The 24,948-nt window shown below is 37.7% G+C and carries 21 protein-coding genes and 1 pseudogene; 2 read left to right on the top strand and 20 right to left on the bottom strand.

The annotated features are described in order from the left end of the window. Window positions 1-65 precede the first annotated feature (65 nt). Complete coding sequence (locus G7Y56_RS04570) at window positions 66-2,507, top strand: glycoside hydrolase N-terminal domain-containing protein (protein ID WP_165041477.1); 2,442 nt, start codon at window positions 66-68, stop codon at window positions 2,505-2,507. Between the two features lie 129 nt (window positions 2,508-2,636). On the opposite strand, the gene G7Y56_RS04565 is transcribed toward G7Y56_RS04570, so the two are convergent. The 20 genes and pseudogenes from G7Y56_RS04565 to G7Y56_RS04470 form a co-directional block, all read right to left on the bottom strand. Continuing rightward, window positions 2,637-3,065, bottom strand: a complete 429-nt coding sequence (locus G7Y56_RS04565; protein WP_165021235.1) for an Hsp20/alpha crystallin family protein — start codon at window positions 3,063-3,065, stop codon at window positions 2,637-2,639. Between the two features lie 164 nt (window positions 3,066-3,229). After that, window positions 3,230-3,589, bottom strand: a complete 360-nt coding sequence (locus G7Y56_RS04560; protein WP_165041475.1) for a hypothetical protein — start codon at window positions 3,587-3,589, stop codon at window positions 3,230-3,232. A 310-nt stretch (window positions 3,590-3,899) separates the two neighbouring features. Next, window positions 3,900-5,183, bottom strand: a complete 1,284-nt coding sequence (locus G7Y56_RS04555) for a hypothetical protein (RefSeq protein ID WP_165041473.1) — start codon at window positions 5,181-5,183, stop codon at window positions 3,900-3,902. Window positions 5,184-5,206: 23 nt separating this feature from the next. Next, a complete protein-coding gene (locus G7Y56_RS04550; RefSeq protein ID WP_165041471.1) occupies window positions 5,207-6,511 on the bottom strand; it encodes an ATP-binding protein in 1,305 nt (434 codons plus the stop codon). A gap of 878 nt (window positions 6,512-7,389) precedes the next feature. Beyond that, window positions 7,390-8,010: pseudogene (locus tag G7Y56_RS18525) on the bottom strand (DUF4157 domain-containing protein); the annotation flags it as partial. Window positions 8,011-8,051: 41 nt separating this feature from the next. After that, complete coding sequence (locus G7Y56_RS04540; RefSeq protein WP_165041467.1) at window positions 8,052-10,901, bottom strand: contractile injection system tape measure protein; 2,850 nt, start codon at window positions 10,899-10,901, stop codon at window positions 8,052-8,054. 3 nt (window positions 10,902-10,904) lie between these two features. Further along, window positions 10,905-12,740, bottom strand: a complete 1,836-nt coding sequence (locus G7Y56_RS04535) for a hypothetical protein (protein WP_165041465.1) — start codon at window positions 12,738-12,740, stop codon at window positions 10,905-10,907. A 3-nt stretch (window positions 12,741-12,743) separates the two neighbouring features. Next, on the bottom strand, window positions 12,744-13,466 hold the full coding sequence (locus tag G7Y56_RS04530; RefSeq protein WP_165041463.1) for a hypothetical protein: 723 nt from the start codon (window positions 13,464-13,466) through the stop codon (window positions 12,744-12,746). Window positions 13,467-13,474: 8 nt separating this feature from the next. Continuing rightward, entirely contained in the window at window positions 13,475-16,564 is a 3,090-nt protein-coding gene (locus tag G7Y56_RS04525; RefSeq protein ID WP_165041461.1) for a baseplate J/gp47 family protein, read from the bottom strand. Between the two features lie 6 nt (window positions 16,565-16,570). Continuing rightward, window positions 16,571-16,975, bottom strand: coding sequence for a GPW/gp25 family protein (locus G7Y56_RS04520; RefSeq protein ID WP_165041459.1), 405 nt, complete (start codon window positions 16,973-16,975; stop codon window positions 16,571-16,573). Between the two features lie 2 nt (window positions 16,976-16,977). Beyond that, a complete protein-coding gene (locus G7Y56_RS04515) occupies window positions 16,978-17,280 on the bottom strand; it encodes a PAAR domain-containing protein (protein ID WP_165041457.1) in 303 nt (100 codons plus the stop codon). A 19-nt stretch (window positions 17,281-17,299) separates the two neighbouring features. Beyond that, window positions 17,300-19,090, bottom strand: a complete 1,791-nt coding sequence (gene vgrG / locus G7Y56_RS04510; protein ID WP_165041455.1) for a type VI secretion system tip protein VgrG — start codon at window positions 19,088-19,090, stop codon at window positions 17,300-17,302. After that, the gene (locus G7Y56_RS04505; protein WP_165041453.1) at window positions 19,065-19,781 is read right to left on the bottom strand and encodes a hypothetical protein; all 717 of its coding nucleotides are present in this window, start codon (window positions 19,779-19,781) and stop codon (window positions 19,065-19,067) included. Before G7Y56_RS04505 ends, vgrG begins: the two co-directional genes overlap by 26 nt. Continuing rightward, a complete protein-coding gene (locus G7Y56_RS04500) occupies window positions 19,781-19,945 on the bottom strand; it encodes a DUF5908 family protein (protein ID WP_165021222.1) in 165 nt (54 codons plus the stop codon). The genes G7Y56_RS04505 and G7Y56_RS04500 overlap by 1 nt, the downstream gene beginning before the upstream one ends. A gap of 5 nt (window positions 19,946-19,950) precedes the next feature. Continuing rightward, window positions 19,951-20,478 (bottom strand): phage tail protein, encoded by a 528-nt coding sequence (locus G7Y56_RS04495; RefSeq protein WP_165021221.1) that lies wholly within the window; start codon window positions 20,476-20,478, stop codon window positions 19,951-19,953. Then, window positions 20,471-20,923 (bottom strand): phage tail protein, encoded by a 453-nt coding sequence (locus G7Y56_RS04490; protein ID WP_165021220.1) that lies wholly within the window; start codon window positions 20,921-20,923, stop codon window positions 20,471-20,473. Before G7Y56_RS04490 ends, G7Y56_RS04495 begins: the two co-directional genes overlap by 8 nt. Before the next feature lie 29 nt (window positions 20,924-20,952). Beyond that, on the bottom strand, window positions 20,953-22,437 hold the full coding sequence (locus tag G7Y56_RS04485; protein WP_165041451.1) for a phage tail sheath family protein: 1,485 nt from the start codon (window positions 22,435-22,437) through the stop codon (window positions 20,953-20,955). 18 nt (window positions 22,438-22,455) lie between these two features. Continuing rightward, complete coding sequence (locus G7Y56_RS04480; RefSeq protein WP_165041449.1) at window positions 22,456-23,154, bottom strand: hypothetical protein; 699 nt, start codon at window positions 23,152-23,154, stop codon at window positions 22,456-22,458. Further along, on the bottom strand, window positions 23,151-23,693 hold the full coding sequence (locus tag G7Y56_RS04475) for a DUF4255 domain-containing protein (RefSeq protein WP_165041447.1): 543 nt from the start codon (window positions 23,691-23,693) through the stop codon (window positions 23,151-23,153). The genes G7Y56_RS04480 and G7Y56_RS04475 overlap by 4 nt, the downstream gene beginning before the upstream one ends. A gap of 129 nt (window positions 23,694-23,822) precedes the next feature. Next, window positions 23,823-24,206, bottom strand: a complete 384-nt coding sequence (locus G7Y56_RS04470; RefSeq protein ID WP_165021216.1) for a hypothetical protein — start codon at window positions 24,204-24,206, stop codon at window positions 23,823-23,825. A 295-nt stretch (window positions 24,207-24,501) separates the two neighbouring features. Here G7Y56_RS04470 and G7Y56_RS04465 point away from each other — a divergent pair, with 295 nt between their 5' ends. Beyond that, the gene (locus G7Y56_RS04465) at window positions 24,502-24,804 is read left to right on the top strand and encodes a transporter substrate-binding domain-containing protein (RefSeq protein WP_165041445.1); all 303 of its coding nucleotides are present in this window, start codon (window positions 24,502-24,504) and stop codon (window positions 24,802-24,804) included. Window positions 24,805-24,948: the final 144 nt, after the last annotated feature.

Genomic DNA, 24,948 nt, shown 5'->3' with positions numbered 1-24,948 from the left:
TACTAATATTGCCATTCATATATTTCTTTTTCTTAAAAGGAAATACACATTATACACTATATACTATGAAAAAATATATTTTACTCTTTGCTATTCTCTTACTGAGCATATTCACATGCAAAGCCGATGATCTGAAATTATGGTACAAGCGTCCTGCCAAAGAATGGGTAGAAGCATTACCACTAGGAAATTCCCGGCTGGGGGCAATGGTCTACGGTAATCCGTCGAGAGAACAGATACAACTAAACGAAGAAACAGTATGGGCCGGAGGTCCTCATCGCAATGATAGTCCCAGCATGTTAAAAGTCCTTCCTCAGGTACGAAAACTGATATTCGATGGGAAAGAAAAAGAAGCCGAAGATATACTCGAAAAAAATATACGCACACCTCACAATGGTATGCCATATCAGCTGGTAGGAAACCTTTTCTTAGATTTCAAAGGACATGATAATTATTCGAACTACAATCGTAGCCTCGATCTGAAAACAGCTGTAGCTAATACTTCATATATAGTAGATGGTATCACCTTCGTCAGGGAAACATTTACTTCTTTTACCGACGATGCGATTATTATGCGTATCACAGCAGACAAGGCTAACAGTATCAATTTCACGGCTACCTACGAATCAATTATGCCCAACCACACACTCACGGCAAAAGAAAATATGCTGATATTAAAAGGTATGGGAAGTGATCACGAGGGAATAAAAGGAGTTGTCCAATTCGAGAATCAGACCAGCATAAAAGCTGATGGAGGAACTATCAAAGCAAGTGAAAATACACTTACAGTCGAAAATGCCAATTCTGTTACAATCTACATATCTATCGCATCTAACTTTGTCAATTATAACAATGTAAGTGGTAATGAGACAGTGAAAGCCGAAAGTATTTTAAAATCAGCATTATCCAAAAGTTACGAAACGGCCTTGACTGAACACATTAACTATTATCAAAAGCAATTCAACCGTGTAGAACTTAATCTGGGTACATCTACAAGAGAGAACGAAGAAACTGATGTACGCGTCAGGAATTTCAAGGATGGGAAAGATCAGAGCCTTGTAACGTTGTTATTCCAATTTGGACGCTATCTGCTCATCAGTTCATCACAACCCGGTGGTCAGCCCGCTACTCTGCAAGGTATCTGGAACGATCAGCTTATTCCACCATGGGATAGCAAATACACGATCAATATCAACACTGAAATGAACTACTGGCCTGCAGAAGTAACCAACCTCAGCGAAACACATTATCCTTTATTCGAAATGCTGAAAGAATTATCCGAAACAGGAAAAGAAACAGCCAAAACAATGTACAATGCTAATGGATGGGTAACACATCATAATACCGATATATGGCGTATCACGGCTCCTGTCGACGGACCGTTCTATGGAATGTGGCCTAATGGCGGAGCATGGCTCAGCCAACATATGTGGCAACACTATTTATATACAGGAGATAAAGTATTCTTACAAGAAGTCTATCCTGTATTGAAAGGTTCGGCCGACTTCTTTCTCGATTTTTTAGTAGAACACCCTATATACGGGTGGATGGTATCAGCTCCTTCTACATCGCCCGAACAAGGACCTCCGGGAAAAGAAACCAGTATAACGGCAGGTTCTACGATGGATAATCAAATTGTATTCGATGTATTGAATAACGCGCTGAACGCATCCAAAACATTACAAACAAATGATAATGCATACAACAAACGACTCGAAGATATGATTGCACGCCTAGCCCCTATGCAAATAGGAGAACACAACCAATTACAGGAGTGGCTTGCTGATCTGGACGATCCGAAAAACGATCATCGCCATGTATCACATTTATATGGTTTATATCCGAGCAATCAGATCTCGCCATACTCGCACCCCGAACTCTTTCAGGCAGCTAAGAACTCGTTGCTATACCGCGGTGATATGGCAACAGGGTGGTCGATAGGTTGGAAAATAAACTTTTGGGCACGTTTACTAGATGGTAACCATGCTTACAAAATAATAGCTAACATGCTTTCGCTTGTGGAACCCGGAAATGACAATGGACGCACCTATCCTAATCTGTTCGATGCACATCCACCCTTCCAAATTGATGGGAATTTCGGATTCACAGCAGGAATAGCCGAAATGTTGTTACAAAGTCACGATGGAGCTATTCACTTGTTGCCGTCTTTACCCAAAATATGGAAACAAGGTAGCGTAAAAGGAATAATGGCACGCGGTGGTTTTGAAGTATCTATGGAATGGAATGATGGAGAAATAGACAAAGTGAGTATATTATCCAAATTAGGTGGCAATATGCGATTACGTTCATATGTACCTTTAACAGGTACAGGACTTATCGATACAAAAGGAGTGAATCCGAATCCCCTATATGCAATAGCGAATATAAAAGAACCTTTAATCTCTAAAGAAATAAAGCCTCAACATCCATATTTGAATAAAGTATATGAATATGATGTGCCGACTCAGGCAGGGCAGAAATATACATTTGTCAGAGATAAACGATAACGAACCTCACCCTTCTTGATAAGCGAGAATCAATATAGGAGAGATAATACACATTTTTAATTAAAATAGAAAAAGCTATCCAATGGATAGCTTTTTCTATTTTAATATTATTCGTCTGTGGCAATACTGTTATTCTATTTCAATCAATTTCATACTGTCTTTAATCTTATCTTCCTTAATCTTAGGAATAGAAATGCCCAGTACACCATTTTCCATTTTAGCGTGTATCTTATCTTTCTCTACATTGTTTGGAAGAACCATTCGTTGTTCAAACTTACTATATGAAAACTCACGCCTTAGGTAACGAGATTCTTTGTTGTCTTCTGTGTGTTCTACTTTCTTCTCCATTGAAATAACCAGATTATTTTCTTCATCAAAGCGAATACAGAAATCATCTTTAGTCATTCCGGGTGCTGCTACCTCTATTTTGTAATCATCTTTCGATTCACTAATATTAATAGCAGGTGCAGTAGCATTTGTTCTTGGCATCCAATCGTTATTGAATAAGTCATTGAACACATCAGGTAACCAATTTGGGTTTCTTCTAATAATATTCATAATCTAATCCTCCATTAATTAAATGATTAAACAGTTAAACTTACACTGTCATTACTTCAAAGAATGTGCCACACCAATCAGCAAAAAAACACTGTCAATTTTTCTTATCAAATATGACATTTTTTCATTGCTGCATTGGTTTTAATCAACACTTAGCTATATAATTATTTAACTAGAATAGTTGCGACTCCAACTAGGATTGCAGCAATACCTAAGATACTTTGAAGTAAAAATAATCTATCATCTGGTAGAGGATTCTTTTTCAGTTTAATATACCTATAAATAAAGAATATAGCTATAAGTATTTCTATTGAACTACCTAAAATAAGGAAATACCAATAGGTGGCATTCTCATAAATTACACTATATCGTATGGTACTCAGAATTACAATTCCTACAGTTCCCCAGATGATAAACAATGGGGCTAACCACGCTTTAGCAATGGCTGCCTTTTTAGTTATTGGCCTTTTGTTGAATATAATAGCTATAAGCCCTAACACGATTAAAATTATTGCATAAATCATATTGATTTTTTTATAAATGGTGAACTCCAAATATATGAATAGTTACTGGAAGAACTACTTTTTCATTTATTAAAAAACAAAAGAAATCGATATAATTTATAAGGATAAAATTCTTTTATTTGGACAAATCCCCTAGCAGTCAATCATAAATATCTAGCTTACAGAACAAAATGCAAGTTTATCGTTAAAATCAGGTTCCTACATATCAAATGAGCCTAGTAGCTTTGTCAATTGATTCGGCAGCATTCGGTTATTTTTATACTAAGTAATTCTCCTTTTTAATTTGCAATAAAAAAAATATGCGATCACTCTATGGTTTCTCTCGTCTCTTGCTTAAAATATTTAGCATAGGGACTATAAAAATAAATAAAAAGGGTAGCAGCAGGAATGTATTCTTATCGTCCCCTCCAAATGTAAATACATTCTCATTCGACATAGCCTCGACCATACATACAAATAACAGATAAATTTCTAAAATCAACATAATTATCAATGAAAAGAAATATGTCATGTTATTATTCAGAAAATAAGAGAAACGTATATTAAATCGATATAGGATGAAAACAATAATGACGACTAAGAGAATAGCAATGAGCGCAAAAAAATAGTTTTCCCAATCATTATGAGGATAATCCGCATTTATAAGCTTACGAAGATTTTCTGATGTTAACTCTTCATCTTTATTAATTTGAGGAAACGATTTTAGTTTAAACCGGGCTAAATAAAACTGGTTTTCAACTTTAGACCACCATGACGCGTTTTCTGCATTTATCTTACTAATAGTCAACACAGAATCTCTTGTCCAATTTACGGACTTGGTATTTACAAGTAATACAGTATCTACCATTTGAGTCAGTCCCAATAAATAAGTATAATTATCTTTACCGTTATCTTTATCAAATGTGGCATATAGTTTAAGGTTGCGAATAGATTTTACATTACAACTATCGATAATGAGGCTTGCCGATTTAATAAATTGAGCCATTGCCCTTTTCTCCTTAAATGAAAAATCGGGAAAATAAAGGTTTACTCCTTTTATGTTAGTTAATCTTGTTTCATTTATGGACAAAAACAATTGCTCAAGACATGAAGAACTATAATATGGTGATTTGAGAAAATTATCGGTATTCACATCCCCTCTGCACATCAGCATAACATCCATTTCCAATGAATCTTGTAAAGGAAATAAAGGCTTAGACAAATTCTCTATATCCATTTTCAAATAATTATCTGTCATCTCAACAGAATAATTACGTGCTATATATCTATGTTTTATGTAGCTTGGGTAATACATCGGGAGAAGATAATTGAGGTAAATTCTTTCGAGCGATAATCTGTCGGTTGAATCCTTTTGTTCCACCGATTCAAGTAAACGTTTAGAATATTCTTCGAACGACATACCGAAGATGTGCGTAATATCATTTAAGTGTGAAATAAATAAAGTATCCTGAACGATAACAGTATCGTGTTGAATAATAACTTCTAATTTATAGAGATCATCTTCATAAGCTACATATGAGGAATCCTGTGCTAATAACTGTATTTGCACAACAAAGAAGAATGTTATCGAAAAAAGTATAATATTCCTACACATTTGATTTCAGTTGAAAGTTTCACTTATTTGTTAATCATTTTACCGTCTTTCGACTCTTCTTTAGCAATAGCCTGTTCCAGAATTTCTTTTGTCAAAAGTGGTGGTGACATGCTATATAATCTTATGGCACAATTTTGTATTACATTCACCATACTTCCTCCCGACAATTTATATTCGGCAGCTACGTGCAACAACTCATCATCACTAAGCCATTCAGCAGGTATCATTTGTTTCCAAAGCTGATAGCGCAATCTTTCGTCAGGCATAGGAAAATACAGTACGGACTGAAACCGTCGGAAGAAGGCCTCATCTATATTTTCTTTCAGATTGGTGGCAAGTATCACCATCCCCGGAAAATCCTCTACCCGCTGCAACAGATAGGCAACTTCCTGATTGGCATGGCGATCGTTCGACGTATTGGTATCGGTACGCTTACCGAAAAGGGCATCGGCCTCATCGAAGAATAGTATCCAGTTTTGATGTTCCGCCCTGTCGAATATATTGGCAAGGTTCTTTTCGGTTTCGCCTATATATTTAGATACGACCTGCGATAAGTCGATACGGTACACCTCCATACCATGTTGTTTACCTAAGAGCGAAGCTGTCAGCGTCTTTCCTGTACCCGGAGGGCCATAAAATAGACAGCGATAACCTTGCTTAATTATCTTATCGAGTTGCCAAAGTGAACGGATTTTCTGTTCGTTTTGTAGCCAAAGTGATATATCGTTCAAATCCTCCTGCAAATTATAAGGCAAGACCAAATCGCCCCGTTCCAATGTTGTTGTTACCCGTTTTGCAGGAAAATCGGAACTGTAATCAGGACAATACTTGTTGTCATGTAATACCTTTGCCAGAAACTCATCGGATACTATCAAACGCCCGCTTAGGAATGGTTCACCTCTGCCTTGTCCTTCAAGATGGAGAATGTTCTTTTTATGAAACCAATGATCTCTTTCGAACAGTTTGATAATATCCTGCCGCCTATCGGTATTATCGTGAGCAAGAAGAAAAGCGGCCGTTTCGCCTGTCGGTAAAAATCCCTGATGCGATGTACCTCTCCATCCGCCGAATTCGGTATATGGACGATCCAGCTTTTTATTTTGTAAGAAAAGCGGGTCAAGCGTTTGAGGGCTGACATGAGGCGTCAAAGCGAGTAATAACACAACTTGCTCATCGAATGACATCTCCTGCCCATCCATAAGGGAAGATAACCAATCGTTTTCGGGCAATGGTATATCTTGGATATGGGCGTAGTCACTCTCCTGCCCTAGGAAGTTGGATAGGGCGGTGTGGAGGAGGTGTGAGAAAAAGAATTGGTGTACATTCATGAATAAAGTTGATTTTATTTACTTTTTATTGTAGAACTTATATCAGAATCTATACTAGACCATATGAATTTTTGGAAAGAAGAAGATGTCATTCCAAAAGTTTCTGGACTTAACAACAAAACTAAAGGCATATTAAAATCTGCACCTTTAAGATTATTATGCTTATAATCAAGAACTTCTTTATTTTTATTTTTTATATTACTCCAATGCTGTAAATCTTTTTTAGGGGCAAATTCTTTTGGATTTAATTTTGCACTATAAATAATCAAATCTGTTCCTTGAAGTACAACAAAATCCAATTCAGAATTTCCCTCCTTTAGACTTTCAAAAATTGTATAACCAGTATGCTTTTTATGTATATAATCACTTGCAGCTAATTCAAAAATGATACCTAAATTTTGCATAAATAAAAGCTTTCTTGCATTTAAATCCATTCCTTCCCATTTTATTTTAGCATTTTTTTTTATTGGAGCTATAGTTGCCCTTTCTTTTGCTTCTGTTATTTTACTTTCAATTGTATCTCCTACAATATTAATCTCATTTGGGACAATAAATGTTTCATCACGGAGATAATAGCTTCCTTCTATTCCAAGTACTAGGTACCATTCATAAATTTGCGCACCGGCTTCATCTGCACTTCTTTTTATTTCATCTTCTTGATTTGGTCCTCTTCGTGACCAAATAGATTCCTCGGGTTCGATTGTTATCTTATCTCCCTCTTCAACTTCAATCTCCTCCTCTCCTTCAAATATAGAACCTTCTTTTATTTTTACAAGATGTGTAATTCCTACTATTTCTACATCCATCGGCGTTAACTGAGTTGTTTGATTTATATTTCCTTTAATCAGCCCTGATTCGCTTTTTTGTTTCATAAATTCTGCCCGCCGCCCCATGGCATCCGCCTCATTCTCCAATACCTCGTTATCATTTACATTCACCCCTTGCAACTGGGTTGTAGGCTGTACACGCCCTTGCTTTTGCTGCACTACATGCCATGCCTCATGAGGCAAGTGCTGCTCCTGTCCCGGTGCTACGTGAATGTCCGTACCCTGTGCATAGGCGAGAGCTTGCAATTGCGCAGGCTTTGAAGAATTGTAATGTACCCGCACATCATCCATACTGTAGCCCGAAAGGGATTCGATACCTGACTTTAAGTTGTCGGACATACCTGTCACGTTTTCAGTCGGGGGTTGTTGAGTAGCCTCCTCTCGCCGAGCAGTAGAGGAGGCATCAAACTTTCCCTGTAACAACTCGTCTTCGTCTATTCCTTCACGTTGAGCAGTATCGAATTTACCTTGCAGCAGTTCGTCTTCGTCAAACTCTTCTCGTTGTACGGCATCACCGAACTTTCCCTGCAAGAGTTCATCCTCATCTATCTCCTGTCGTTGCGCTATCTTATCTTTATAGGCTTGCAAGACATAATGCGCCGAAGCCTGCTTCGAAGCTTTTGGCTGTGCGGTATCGGATTTTGTTTCAGGTTGTTTGGAATATGTTTTCATATCAATCGGGTTTTAATATTATTGTTTTTCCCATTCATTACTTATCTCCATTTTACTATAACAGGTTTCTTCATCCAAGGCATTTTGACCATTCTGAAATTCCACGGTATGCTATCCATAAGCATATCGTATGCTTTTTCCTCTACGGTAAGATAGAACGTATCTTCTTTTTCTTCAAGTCTTCCATTCCTTCTTAAAAAAGTTTCACGTAATACCATGATAGATGAATGTTGCAGTTTTCGCCAATTTTGTAATATTCCGTTCAGCATCGATGTCACAGTTTCTTTTTCCTGAGCACTCAGTTCTACCTTCTGCGGCACTGGGTCAGTGATTTCCATTCCCACAAATAGCTTATTCATTGCGAGTTCTAGTTCGCTGGCTTCTTCTCTTTCCCAAACAGCATAGTGCAAAAGGAATATGGCCTTTATACGGGTATTTTTATCTCTAAAATTACCATGCTCCGTAAGTGACAGCATTGAAAAAAGACGGGGCAAGTAAGGATACAGTATAACTATACCCGCATTATTAACGTCGATTAAATCATTCTTTTCCATAATGTCGTTTTTATAATTAATGAGTTCGGATTGCCCGGCTAGTAAATCATCTGATCCCGCAAGACTTTCCATTTTCTGTATAAACAAGACTTGTTGGCTGCTAGTCAATTTGCTGATTATAAAATTGATAACATAAGAAACAATATCTTTTAAACTCAATGAAACCCTATTTTTAGATATATCGGTTAGATACCTGATTATCTCTCTCCTATCAACAGAAATATTTAATTCCGATTCCAGATAATGCTGCAAGATTTGAATACTATGCAAAGCTCTGCGAATGAATAAGACAAAATCATATTGCTTAGCCAATTCATTCAACTGTTCTTTATATGAAATGTTGCTACCAAAATATAATTCTAGTATCTTTCTGCTTTCCAGAAATTCAGCATTCCTCTTCTCTTTCTCTTTTTTCTCCTTTTTTCTATCGTCTGAACTATTTAACTTATAATCAATCGCCAACTCTTTAAAAACCCTGACTAAATCGAAAGGGAAAGAAATATTTTCCAACACTTTCTCCTTATAAAAATAATCTAGCAGGTCTCGTATAGTGACATTATAATGTGCCGCAATCTTATTCAATATCCTGTCAACAAAATACTTTTTGTTAAAAACCTGATTACAGGAGGCAATCAGCACATCATAAATAAATTTCCATTTTATTTTACTGAACCCGCTGCCTGTTCTACCCTCCAACACATTATTATTCCGTTGTCTGTCCAATATAATTGTATATGGTATAATAAAATGGCTTTCGGAAGGAATGATCAGAGAGACTAGATAATGGTGCTCTTCTTCTGACAATATTTCTACAACTTTCCGACGGTTACTCGAATCCGATAATTGAGACATCAGATTTGCCACATCCATAACACTGGCTAATACCCTGTTTCTTATAATATCATTTATCGACCGAACAACCGAATCCATAGAAGAAGATACTTCATTATTATTTTCTCCAATGAGATGTTCAGCCAATAGGTTTTGAAAAATCGTGTTGAGGTTAGTACTGAAAACCAATTCGCTAAGATGTGAACATATATATTTCAATATATCTGATACTTCAATATTGTAATGAGCAGCAACACGGGTTAATACCCCCCGTACAAAATACTTTTGGTTAAACGAAACTCCCCTGTTCTCAAATAATACAGGGAAGATTATCTGCCATTTCAACAAACGAAATTCACTTCCGGCTCTCCCTTGCAGTGCCCCATGTTCATGTTGTCTGTCTAAGGATTGCGCATACTCTATAACAAATCGGCTGTTATCAGGTACGACTACCGGAACTAAACCGAGAATCTGATCTTCTTTCATCTGTTGCAAAAACCGACGGCAGATCTCCGGATTGGCTAATGTCGTCAACAACATATTTAGGGTATCTTCTGTCAAGATATTCTTATTATTGCTTAACTCCAGTGATAACAACCGATATAGTTTGCCGGCATCCATCAGCGACTTTTCCAAATTCTTTTCTGAAAGTTCTTTTCTCAACTGATCTAAAATCAGAAACAATCCCGAAGGCATAGATTGCTTTGTCGCCCACATATCCAATTCAGATACGACGACTGTAAGAAGATAATCATACGACAGGATAAAGCGAGCAGCTAATTGCTCTATTGTGGCAACTATAAAACTTTTCTTATTGAAATAGGAGCTGCGGTTTGTAAGTAGATAAGCATAAACAACTAACCATGTCGCATTTCTGTGGTCGGATTCACGCAAGACAGAATTATCCAATGTCCGATATTTGATTTTGAGCAGATTTATATAGGAACATATAAATACACTATCACCTGGAGCCAACAACCTCACTCCGTGTTCCAGCCCGGGATCATTCAATTGGTAAACCAAACGCTCCTGCAAGCTCGTATAATGTCCGTATGTCTGCAAAAAGGCTTTCAGTCGCTTACTCTCATTTTGCAATACGGTCAGAAACAGATGATTTATATCTCTGTATTCATTTTCCACATTCCACGGTAATGAACCATGAAGCAGAAACTTACACAATATTTCGAACAGATAATCCTTTTCCGCCAGAGATGAAATTTTCGTATGGTGTGGATCATGTAGCATTTGAATCAAAGTTTCCTCTAACCTTTCTTCCAATATGCGGGGAAAGTATTCTTCAAATTTATCCTCCGCTATACATCCTAAGTCTATATCAAGTTTATTTATATGAATTACGGTAGCATCCATATCATATTTCATTAACAACCTATCGGCAATTTTCTCAAAATTGATAGCAAAAAAACTATCCCATCTGGCATATAGCGAACGGGCGAATTCTTCATTCTCCATTCTGAAATCAAATGCTATTGTACCAATGGTATTCATATTTTACTTTTTATCGATAATACTCTTTATAATTCCTGAAAACCGCACTATATCCGATTGGTTTCTATCGGCAATAGCTTTTCGCCATTTATAATACACTTCTTCAAACTTGTACATCTTACCGACTGCAAACCACCCGAACTCAACCTGAATATGTGCCGGAAGACGATTTCTCAACAGTTCTTCGTACTTCGCCTTACTGTAAATGGCTTTCGCCCAACGAGGAATCACAATAGTCAACTTGTTATAATCAGGAGTTCCCTTTATGTCATCATTTAACAGAATATGTTCAATCAGGTAGAAAGTTTGGCTTTTTACATTCAAATGTCTTATAAACTGACAAAAAAGATTTGCTGTTTTTATAAGTGCCTCTTTTTCATAAAAAGGGCTGATAACAAACCAATCATTCCTTCTAGGAACCTTAAAAACCAACAGATAACCTTTTTCTCGCTGATGTACCAATCTGTAATTCTCTATATTGGAGCCATATACCAGAAATGATTCATAAAGAAGATTATGCCACAAGATACTTATCCGCATAGACAGTTCTTTATAGTCCTCTTCTTTGTATAGTATATCTTGTTCCTGAACCTTTTCTATTTCGTCTACAGAAGTTTCTTCAACAATATCTACACTTAGTTTGTATTTATACTTTGTAAAGAATATGCTGTCTTCAAGCAACCTTAGGCGATAATGTGCAAAGAAGTTGGATAAGGGGATTTCCTCCTTTGCATCATATCCTAACATTGCCGCAATGGTCTGTCTTATACCAGCAATCTTATCAGACCCATCAAATATATTGAATGACCGGAAGCGGTTCTTGTTCAGTTCGGGAAAAGCAGATATAATATCGGCACGTTTCTCATTTTGACATGGCAAATCCATGTCGTTGTAAATCTTTCTGGTATCTTCTCCGTAGATCGAATCAAGAGCATCCAGAAAACGTGATTTCTGAATATGCCAGAATACATCGGAATGTATATTACTCGCTTCCATACGTTTCTTATCCACAAGCTCTTCTACATTCCTTATATTGATTGACAAAGTCTCTTTATCGGGAATTTTCTTTGACAAATCGAGTAATACACCGATATTCTTCGCCTGATTTTCTGTATCGGCTAACAGATAATCGAATATCAACAGGTAAGCTTTCAGCTGTGACACCTTTGCCTTATACTCCTCTGTTACTCCACTGGGAAAACCCCTCTCACTGATACCATAACATTCAGGAAAATGATTCTGAATAGAATAATAGTTTTGGGGCATTTTCGGATGATGAGAGTCTGGTCGTCTTAGTCCTAACGTTTGAGGATGATTCTCAAATTTATCAGCTTCGGGGCTTCCAATATGGCTAACAATTGATATTTCACCCAAATTTTCACATAAATTTCTGTTGCTATGGTATAATCTCTCTATACTATTGCTGACTTGCTCCTTATCGGCATCTACTGTCAATTGTACCTCTATATGGTAAAGCATATCATCATTCAGAGAAATTCTACATGCTTCTACTTCTGTTATACTATCGGTTATGAGCCTTTCATAATCTGAAATTGTTACAATACTATGGCTAAAAATATATCCGGAGGAAAAAAATCCTTTTCTATGATATGCCAATTCTTTCCTCTCTTCTATACTCAGATAAGTTTCGAAAGGGAACTGAAATATATAATGCAACTCATACAATCCATAATTGAATATGTCGGCAATAGTAACACCGGGATCATGGACATTGAAATCAGTCCAGACATTACCACTCAGGTGCTGAAGCAAATCCAATGTTCGACTTTGCAACACCTTGTAATAATTAGTATTCTTATCGCGTCTTTCTATAAACATCACTTATATGTTTTCCATTAAAGGATTATCCCAAAGATTACTTATCTGATAATGAATCTGAATGTCGTCCCCATAATAGAATATACTTTTCACCTGTAATTTACTTTTCAGTTCGTTCCTCACCCATCTCAGATTAAGTTTATTACCGAATATGCCATAATGAGATCTGATCTTTTTAATTTTCGGCTTACTTCCAAAACAATGGGTCGCCATTGCCACAAGTATGGCATGCTTACCGGTATGCCTCCTCCCACTGGCAGCAACGACTTCCAAAGCACATACGCCTTCCAGATATTCCGTGATGTCGTGCCACTTGCCATCAGCAGGAACATGTCCCTGAGCAAAAGTACCCTTCCGTCCGGGAATATTAATCATTCCATTCAGGTGTATATCTTCCTTATGACCGATCTCTACACTCCCGTTTGTATTGAGTATGATAAGAGGTACAGATGAATCTTCTCCATAACGACATATTTTCAACTCACCCGATATCCCAACAGAAAATTCCCACTCAGGCTTAGGATCGCCTGACTCGCGGAATACAGACATTATAACCCTCTTCTCCCCGACTAAAGGAGCCAGCTCGATCCCTGACTCCGGACTTTTGGAAAATCCGTCATCAAGAATATTTAGGGTAGAGTCTATCAGATTTTCAAAATCCTTTTCTGTAGGTTTTTGTCCGTTACTGAAACTCTTCTTGAGAGTCTGTCTGTTTCTTCTGGCCATATATTGTTTTATACTCCGATTATAAATGTTTTGTCTATGGACATATCGTTTATGCCAAACTCAGGCAACATGCCCGATCCTATTATATGATTCTCCGCAGGAATGAATATTACATGAGGGAACTGAGGTACAACCATATCATTACCTTTACCATATTCATATAAACTATAAGAATCATTTTCGTTTACTATCCTTAAAATTGACAATCTGTTTATATCTTTCACAAAGCCTTGTGCTTTGATATCATCATACATTTTCTTCATATTGATAGAATATCCGAACACTGGTAATTCCTTATTCACCTGCCACGGTGCTATCATAAGGTTTAAAATCTCATTCAGCCGTGTCTGACAAATAGCCAACGAGTAATCTTCATAAAATGAGATGTCACATCTTACCATCAGTTCCTCATAGACAGGGTTTACAACATCAATATCTTTTACATATGAGGAAACATGATTTAATATATATTCTTCTATTTCGAGCATAAAATATGATGAAGTTAACGGCTTGTATATTCTGTTGTCGGATTTTTCGAGTTTTGGGATGACAACTAATGTAACCACCCCTTTACGGTTATGTTTGCAGTCAAAGTTGGGTAGACATTTGACTTTCACTATATCAGGAAAGGCCTGTAATACAATTCGCTCATAATCTCTTGCGGTAACGGCCTTTCCCCGATGGGTAACGTATTCCGATATACGGATCTGCATATCCGTTTCATTCTCTTTATCTCTGCCACTATAAAAGGGAGAGATTTGCTGAAAGGATTTTATTCCCGGTAGTTTTGCCTCGGGAACCAATTCATATCCCTCATTCTCGTAGTCATTTACTTCTGATTTATCCTCAAGACTGGTATCTAACTCCAGTTTGACTACATTAATATGAATCGTTCTAAGCTCTGGTATATTTTCTTCGTATTTTCTTACACCCGCTCTTAGCCACAAAAGGTCATTACTATCAAGCAAAAAGTCATCCACATCAACCGGCATCCGTATCTTTATATGTCCGGTAGTAAACATATTTTGTGTCTGGTCTGATAATATCGTATTGGGAGAAACTTCGTACCAATTATATCCGTTACCCCAATACCATACAATCTGAGGAATATTTTCCCTTGTGCATTCTTTACTGACAGGCAAGAAGTCAAAAAAGACGGTGAGCACCTCTCCTCCCTTTACATTCCGGAAAGATAGTAATACACTCGCATCGGTATCCAGATTATAAACAAAAGGGACAGAACGATACTTGCCATCCGATAATGCAGATATATATCCTAGAGGATAGAGCTGAAAAACATCAGTATTATTGGTAGCATTATGCTTCTTGAGATCGATAACATCCCGAGAACGATAATCCAGTTTTATTTTTTCTATCAATGGATTTAGTGGCGGATTTATCGTTTTTTCCTTTTTTTTACGAAGAGCGTTTTTTATCATCTGCTCAGTAAATAAGTGCCTGTAACGCTTTTCGCCAAAACCAATTGAAGGCTCATCCATTACGAAACGAATAAAACCCGACCGTGATTTTATATCATAATCATATGTTTCTTCTTCATAAACAGACATGGGCATTCGTTGAACGTCAATCCCGGACAACACATTCTCCAGCGATAACTTAACATCGGGTAAAGGATCACCAACCACATCCCTTTTTACACTCGAAAAAAGATAAAATGGTCTTGTTGCCGGAATTTCATACCACTTATAATCGGCAAGATAATCGGCCTTCAATCTGAAAGAACGATTGTCAATCTCATCATCATAAGCTCTGTAATAACCATACAACCCCCTCTCATCTTCGGGCAGTTGAAGCCAGTTTATATGTAAATCTACAGCCTGTACATCTTTCAGACTCATTTCATAATTCCCTATAACAAACCATGCCCCCCGCTCGGTATTCACCCCAAACGGTATAAAAGGCTTGGAGTTATCCACACGTCCTAGTTCATTATAAACCAAAACATTGCTCGCACCCTCTACCGAAGTTTCTATTATAATTTTGTCTAATAAAAAATTCTCGAGCCATGAATAAGGGTAAAGCCATGCGTCGAAATTCGGATATATCCTTAGCGCGGGATATTTTGATTGAAAGTGATGAATGTCCTGTTCACACCCTTTTGTTGCAGGAAAATCTTCCGACAGAATAAATTTAAATACTATATTTTTGCCATCTTTCTTCACTGTATAATTTGCTATCTCTAACCAACGATCAGCGGTGCTGATAGTTACATAAAACACATTATTGAATAACTCAAATAATATTTTTTCTTCTGTCCAGTCTCCTAGATTAGGTTGTAGATTCTTTAGTATCTTTCCCTGTTGTTCTAACCATTTCTCATCCTCAGGACTGAATGTTATGGTCACATACCTTTTACCTTCTCTTAGCAATAATGAAGGGCTTGATATTATTAAGCCTAACGCTTTAGCATACACGGGATTTTTATCATCTCCGAACATCATTTCACGCGACGACTTATCATTCAACAAGTCTTTAATCTTTAGTGAGGTTATGAAGCCGAGATGTGCCGCAGGCAAAATATTCTTATTCCTCTCGAAGAATAATGAATAGGCATTAACAAGTTCGATATCGTGTACTTCCAAATCTTCTGTTAGCCGATAAGTAAACAAGTTCTTATCATTGCTTTTGAAACTAAACCCCGTACCTTTTTTCAGAATCACGGATGTAGAACTGTCCTTAAGAAAGGAGAGCCATACATTATCCGGCGTTGTAGATAAAGGCAAAACGCCTAAAAAATCATTCAGATACCATCGGGCAAGATTGCTCCACCTTTCATTGAATAGCTCAGTCGTTCCATGAAGCTGTTCGAGAAAAGTATAAAGCAAAGCTTGTGACGGTTCCATGCTACCATCGAAGTATGGCTTGCTATCCGATTCTGCCAGCATCTTTATTTCATTCAGCAATTCATCAAAATAGCCGGCATGTACATTTTGAGGATCGTAGTATCTGATAAAACGGGCTACTTCTAAGGTTTGGTTCAACAAAGAATCTTTGCTGTTGTCAATAACAGCAAAAGGGTTGACCGAAGTTATCCTTCTCATCCTCTCGTCTCTACTCAAACCGTCTCTGCTGCTCATATTATTCTATAAGTTGGTTCCTTCCTTTATATAGAAGGGGTAGACCATATTGCTTCGGCTGTTTGTCTGACTGACCAGATAATCGATGCTTATCCACAATATACCTTCACGTTCGTCTTTTATGCTCACATCTACTGACTCTAGTATTATTCTCGGTTCGCCCTCTAGTATAGCCATTTCTATCGTATTAATAATACGGGTCTTCTCCGAAAGGTTCATTCTCGAAAATGTCCATTGCCTGATATTGCATCCATATTCGGGTCGGAAAATACGTTCGCCGGGTATAGTTGACAGCAATATCTTGAGGCTCTCCCTGATGTCACTGTCACCATATGACATCGACACACCTTCCCTTTTATTGAAAGAAACAGGAAAAGACCAGCCTATACCTAAATATGGTTTATCTTCCATTGTTATCCACCTATCATTACAGTAGGACAACCTAAAACTATACTGCCACCATGGGCAGTAGTATCCCCCATACGCGCAGCGGGTTTTCCGCATATCATCACTGTTGACGATCCTTTTACTATAGAATCGGGCGGTCCCACGCAAACACAATTATCCCCAACTACTGCGGCAGGCAGTTTTCCTATCAATACTGTCGGCGCACCCGGACCGATAACAGGTCCTCCTACGTGAGGAATAGGAGATGGAAAAGCCGGAGTTTGCATCGGACATGTGTGCATATCTGTTATTCTTGCTGCTAGAGGCATATCTTTTTTGTTTTTATAGTTAATTAATCATCACCATAGCTCCTTTTACCACAGTCTGCCCTGAGGCTGACAACTCTGCCTTGGCGTTTCCTTTAGCTGTAAATTCTGTCTGCGCCTTAACTTCTATTTTGAGACCTTCCATTGTGGCATTTGATTTTGCTTTCAGGCTCAAATTGCCCCCGGCTTCAATATTTATATTCGTTTTGGCCTTCAATTGTATCTCTTTTGCCGAATCAATTAAAATACCATCGGATGTCATTTCTATCTTGTTCTTGTTCTGATCGGTCAGTTTTATCGTTTTCGCATCATCATTGATTTCAATAATATTTTGTCCGGGTGTCTCTATCGTAATTATTTTCTTTTCTTCTTCGAATGTGATTTTCAATTTAGACTTGGTAACGATTGCCTTTATTTTATTATCTGCTTCTATCTTATATGGAGGAGGCTGTTTGCTACTGTAAAGGCTTCCCAATACGACAGGATAACGTGGGTCATTGTTAAGAAATCCCAGAATTACCTCATCCCCTATTTCAGGAATAAAGAATGTTCCATACTGATTACTTGCCCAAACGTTCGATAAACGTGCCCAGATAGTGTTTTTTTCTCCATTCAATAATGGAAATTCTATCTGTATTTTATTTTCCGTGGTCGGATCTTCATCCAGCTTTGTTACCTTTCCTATATGCAGCCCATTAATTCCCGGCATCAAGCCTGAAACAAGGGGCGATACCACATTACTTTCTTCAGTGATATTCACGGGAGAAATGCCGATACCTGCACTTGTAAACCAATTGCCATCTTTTATTTCATGTTCGACAGAACCAACATAGACACTACCATTAAAACGGTTGCCTAATCCGTCAATATCTATTATACATCCCGGGACAGCTTTCGCACTTCCCTGAAATTTAAAGTCTCCTTGTATACGAGCCAGCCCTGTTCTGAGCAAAAGGGCATCAGCCCACGATTGCAGTTCACTTTCATCCGTACAACCTCCTGTCTGCAAATTCCAATCCTCTATGCCTACCGCTTGTGCAAGTTTTTTGGGTGTACTATCTCCCTGCTGATTCAAAGAAGGACTTGTACCACTCACCTTTATTATTTTCTGTGTTGTACTATCCCATGCCATAGCAGCTAACCCAGTCATTTGAGATACAGTCTGCAAACGACCATTAAACTCAATCAGGTCTGTACCGTATGTAATTTTCAAGACAGCAGAACCACTTACATTGGGCTTTTTCACTGAAATATCTTTACCCTCTGTTATAACGACAAGGCCATTGGCATCTGCTCGGGACAAAATAAAATCCCAATCGGTACAATAATACTGTACAAGCTCGTTATGCTTTGTATTTGTGGAATCTACGCTCACAGACAAAGTGGAATATTCTGCCAAAACATTAGAAATGACCTGATTGTCTTTCAATTTCTCGAACAATCTGTTCTTTCTGCCAAGTGTAGCCGGAAAAGCGAAATCACGGCATTCTATCTCCAACACAGCGCTTTCACTTCTCGCTACCACTACATTATGTGAGGTCACTATTCCTTCAAATATAATATTCTCTGTTCCCTGATATCCCGTTTCGATGCGGATAACACTTCCCGGAGCAAATGTATCATCCTCGCTTTCTTCCATAGTCTGGGCTGCCACATTTCCGGCTTCAAAAACTAGTGTAGCTTTGCCTATCCTATTAACTTCTTTCCGTACCCAGATAGATATGAGTCCGAAATTATCACTGATCTTATTACCTTCACTGTATATGGTAAATGAAACCGGTCCTTGACTATCCTTTATCGGTGATTCTGCCATTCCTGTTAAGTGGTGGGAATATCAATGATATCCCGGGTTCTATATTTCTGAAACTACTTAATCCGTTACATCTTGCTACATCGCTGCAAAAAGAAGGGTCGTTGTATATTTTATTGCACCAGCCGGCAATACTTTCTCCGGCTTTGAGCGTTATCACCCTTGTCAGATCCGGAGATTTCTTATTCTCTTTCTTATTCGAGATCGACTTGTTCAGGTGGCTCGAGAAGGAAAGTGAAGCTGTTACTCTTAAAGGCATTCCTTCGGGAGAGAAAAGTGTATAATCATAACTCAATGAGGTAGCACGCCCTTCAAAACAGAAAGCACCCCAGATTATTATTACATATCTGGGCTCATGGCTTTCCGAATCGATGGTATATAAGGTCTTCTCCAGTTGATTAACCATAAAAGGTATCGTTTTCTCAGAGTTCGATGTTGTTTGCCCTGTCTTCTGTTTAGGATCGAACAATGCACCGGTATCATCAAGCACAATTTTAAATGATAGTTTATCTTCCTGATGTCCTTTATACTTAATTTCACTACTACCCGAACCCATGACTTCATCCTTTTCGTAAGCAATCTCTTTTGACCAAGAAATAGAGGCGGGGTTGATCTGAGCGGTAAATTCTTTATAATTTCCCTTATAATCAGACTTTTCATAGCCTGTTAGAACCATTTTTTCGAGTTCAGCCATCAGCGTTCATTATTACGTTTTACTTCCCGTTTAACAATGTCTTTTACTTCCCTCAATATTTCCCGTTTCAACTGGTAGATATCCTTCGTATCCACACCTTTATTTATGTTCGGACTACGTTCTATGGTAGTTTTCACATTTATTTCTTTTATTACAATCGCCATAGTATCTATTTATCTAGTCGTTTAAGAGTCGAGTATGCAAATTCAAGCGATTCGATCAAGACAGAATTCTTTTCCGCATCCAGAGCGTCCACTTCCCATTTTATCGGATATGCATTTGCACATTCCCATTTGTAAATAGGGATAGCTTTATCTTTTATCCCAATTACTTTCCCATCTTTCTTGACCTCTTCTCTTTCAACCGACAACAAACTAACATGAATAGTTCTGGTCAAAGGAATAGTCCTACCTGTAATATCAAAAAAAGAGCCTTCGTTCAGAATTTTGCCTATCCATTCTACTGTCGTGTTATTTGAAATCGGCATAAGGGCTCTTTTCAAAATAAGATTTCCATGCTTGATTTGTTTCGGAAGGCGGTGCTCATATTCATTCACGCCGCCTTCCTGTATAGTTTCCAGTTCCATTTCTGTCGACAATCCTGATACTTCCTTAAATGCTATTTCATCTTCGCCGATAGTAATCTGAAAATAAAAAGATGTCGGAATGGCCCAGTTTACATCAATTGCATCAGCCATTTGCTATTTCTAAGCCTTCATGGGCGATTTCCAAAGTTTCTACTGCTACTTCGTTACCGTCAGATTTCATATCGGTTCCCGTGATCTTGGTTGGCCAGGCATTTTTCAGTGTCCAGACCATTGTGGGATTACCGCCTTCATCCAATAGTTTTATTGTTACAGGCTGACGTTCTATCGTGTTCATCTTAATTTTGTTGAACCAAGCCCAGAACTTATTATCGCCTTTGAATATTCCTTTCTTCAATGTCACATTTCCATATTTTTTAATGCCGGGCATTTTTATTGTAGAAAATTCGGGACTGTTTCCATGACGGTATTCGATTATCTGTGCTTCTATATCTAACCCTGAAACTTCCTGAAACGAGGCTTCCGGTAGATCGGCCACTTCCACTGCAAAGTAAAACTTGGGTAAAGGCCATACATTATCTTGTGCTTCTCCTGCCATAATATTCTGATTTTAATTGTTTTTATTGATTAACTTTTTTGCATTTGTTGTTGGAATGTGATTTCTATGAATTCCGCAGGACGTGTAATAGCCACGAGGACGGTAATCCGCATAATGCCTTCCAATATGTCTTCCGGAGTCATTGTATCACCGAGACCGATATGTACACTATAAGCATCATCGGGCACCGCCCCGGCCAATCCTCCACGCTTCCATATTCCATTGAGGAAGTTTGATATCATGCTTTTCACATTGATCCATGTATTTGCTTCATTGGGGTCGAATACATACGCACGCGCGGCATTCTTAACAGATTCCTGCAACATTATCATTGTACGGCGTACATTGATATATCTCCAGTCGAGAGAATTTCCGTCCAGCGTCCTTGCGCCCCATACTTTAATTCCCTCTCCGATGAAGGTGCGGATAGCATTTACAGACTTACCGCTCAAAGGAACATTAAGGTCTTCCTGTTCTTCGTGTGAAATATTCACAGTAGGGCTTATTGCTGTGGCTATTCCGACATTGGCAGGTGCTTTCCAAACACCCTTAGTATTGTCTACCATCGTATAAGTTCCGGCCATGGCTGCTGATACAGGGAGAAGATTCAACGAGATTCGCATTTCCTTCATAATATCTCTGTATAAGAAACTTAGTTGCGACAATATCTTATGTAAGGTACTGCGTTCCACATCGGTAAGGCCGTCTTTCAGTCCATCGATATACTCTTTTATCTGCTTCTTCTTTTCTTCATCGAAAGCCGAATTATCAAGTTCTTCAGTCAGTAAAGTTTGCAGATTTGCTATATCGAGGTTTTCATAGTTAAGTTCATTTTCCTGCACTATGGAAGTGTTCAGCCACGGGTAATAGGCGGCACCGAAATCAAGAAACTCACTTCCTATATTTTCCCTGAATTTTGCAACTACATCTCCATCGGGATCTTTCCTGTCCTTATATCCATTATGTACATCTAATACTGCAAAGCGGTTTCTCATTTCGTATCCGCAATGCCTTAATATTGCAGTCTGGAGTGCGTAGCAATCGTCTGCTTGCAAAACTATGGCTTCAGGTATGACCACCATGGTGGGTTCCTGCTCCTTGATCAACGGATTTATACCTTGTTCAAGTTTGTCTTTCTCTATGTCGGTAGAATAATCACCAACCGACACGATATAACAAGGGCCTCCTCCATTTGCGTAGAACAGCAACATACTGTAATAGAGTATATAGCTATCTGTTCTTTTCAGCAAGTAACTCTTGCTATTAAAATTAATGACAGAAGAACCTACCCCTTCGGCCAGCTCAAATTTAGGTTTAGGAGCCTCTCCGAAATAAGATCTGAACTCGGCCATGGATGTTACTCTCCAAGGCTTATTCAACAAAGATTTATTGCCATTGGCTGCTTTTTCGGTATAGCCGATAAAAGCAGGTACGGCGGTTGCCACTTCCACGACAGAATTGGGGAATGCGTTTTTTTCAACGATATATACCCCCGGTGTTTTCATTGCACTCATAAATTGAAGTTTATTGGTTTATATATAAAAATATGTCGTCACGGTGTCTCCAGGCTGCGTTATGGAGGGTTCATCAGGGCGAGGTTGGGGTATATTTCCGCTTAAGAGGCGTTCCCTATTGTTCCTGATTTCATAGAGCCGGATAACATAATCCTGTGTCTCCTTTGCCTTATTTTTCTCAACAGTAGATACTCTGAAAGCCTTTCCCACACGAGGGAACTGAGTTTCCTCTATATCTCCAAATTTAATCCTATCACGTTTTTCTTCTATTCTGAGGTTTGCATTATTAGCGGTATATCGGGGAATGATTATAAACTCCCAATATTTCAATTTGGATTCCAGTTTTATATCTATTTCTTCGTTTATACTGCCAGATGGTATCAGTACATTCATCCATTTCCCCACCGCCGAATTTTTCTCCAATATATAATTTTCAGTTCCTGCTTGCTGTGGCAATTCGGTTACATAGTAAAATATATTGTCCTGAGGGATCATTTCAAAGCACAATGTATCAGTAGTATCCATAATAAAATCCTCAGATTGTGCCAACAATATCCATTTGTTTTGCTCCGTCATCTTATAGATTATTCTGTTTCGTCTGAAAAAAAGTATGGTTTCCCGAGATGGTGCCAACACTATCGGACAATTCTCGTTATCATAATATTCATGGGTTATATGAATAGTGAACCATATGTAATATCTTTCAATGCTATTCATGTATTAACTTCTTTTTGACTTATAACGCGTTGTAAGTGTTTTATTTCTTCCGAGTCGATATCCAATACTCTCACTTTACACAATACGGAAGGAAAATAGTTGCTGCCATTGATACTCCATAAATTAGATAATTCGTTAAAAGACAAATTAACAGGTTCTATATTAAAAGTAACATTTGTTTGAGGGATAGCGAATTTGCTATTAGTCTGCAAAAAAATAAATAAACCGGATAGTAATTGCAACGATTCTTTATATTGTTTTTCAGAAAATACCGCAGCAAACATTATATAAAGATTCAACATCCACGACGGGGCTCCCTTCTGAGTATATGAACCGGAAACCGAAGTTTTGTTAAATTGAATTCCTGCAGCAGTCTCTCTCTCGACATTGACTAGTGACAGATGAATTCTATTATCCGGTGATGATTGGGATAAATTGACTAATGGTTGTAAACAAACAATATCTTCATCTATGCCGAAAGTTCTCTTTAGGTAATCTGACGAGAAAGAAGATAAAGCTGATAATGTTCTAGCTATCATAAGCCGGTATTGTTTTTCATTTTATATCCTGATACAATAGAAGGGCAATAGAAGAAAGTATAAGCTTCCCCTATTAAAAATCAAATATAGAGAGGTATAGCGAAATTTTATTTCGCCATCGGATAAAATCTAGCAATTAAACATTTTTATTTTAGCAACAATATTTTTAAGCGATTCATAGTCATCGTCCAAAATAAAATTTTGCATCAATATCAATAGATTTTGCATCAGATAAATTTCTTTATTAGAAAAGCTGTGCGGAGAAAGTCGAAAATCGGCTTCCTTGTAATAGTAAGCCTTCCTCCGACTGCAATATTCTATTGGTGCAAAATATCCAAGAAAAGGATCATTTTTCATCGCATCTATATCCTTCTGGATCGTACGTTGTGTGACACCACACTTCAATTTTCGCCGACAAATCTCTACTATATATATAGTCTTTACATACTCATGTTTATTAAGCAGGCTGTCAATCATACAATAACGAGCTAAAGCGAATTTATTCTGAGGCATATCTTTATTATTTTTGAAATTAATTTAATCTTCCAGGTTCTAATAAAAGAATATGTTCTGTAAAGAATAGCGCTACGTAAATGATGAGATTTTTACAAAATATATCTGTATCAATATAGCTAATAAAATTATATCAAAAAGCAATAGTATTTGTAATCATTAATAGATTATTACAAAAAATTTAAAAAGCATAACAATATACAGCCCCAATATTTAATATTATAATCTTTAATTTCCTCTGAGAATAATCTAACAACTGCCTGTTTTTAAATATCACACCACGGATCTTGGAAACTTGCCGAGGAAATTAGTTGGTGTTGAAGTTGGAGGAGTCGAAGAACAATATCTAGCAACCATGAGCATTCCGACCCTTGCCTATGATAATATTATGGATGCGTCCGAAGGCTTGGTCAACGACAAAGTGCATGCTGTTGTAGGCGACGCCCCTGTATTAGAATACTGGGTGCATACAAATGGCGGGAAAAACATAAAAGTAGTAGGGAATCTTTTTCATCCCGACAAATATGCTTTTGCTGCAAACAAAAAACATAGCGACTTAATGGATCGTATACTCAGTAGAGTTGATCAAACTTTATGACTTAGGAAAGATAAAGGAATTGAAAGATCGGTATCTGGGGGTAATTAATGAGTAAATATTAATTAACAAATGCCACAAAATTATCTTAACCTTGTGGCATTTTTATGATATGACGACATAAATATAATCATTAGCAATATTTCC

Source organism: Dysgonomonas sp. ZJ709, from assembly GCF_011039195.1.
GTDB lineage: Bacteria > Bacteroidota > Bacteroidia > Bacteroidales > Dysgonomonadaceae > Dysgonomonas.
The sequence above is the reverse complement of the archived record's forward strand: the minus strand, read 5'-3'. Positions and strand labels throughout refer to the sequence as shown.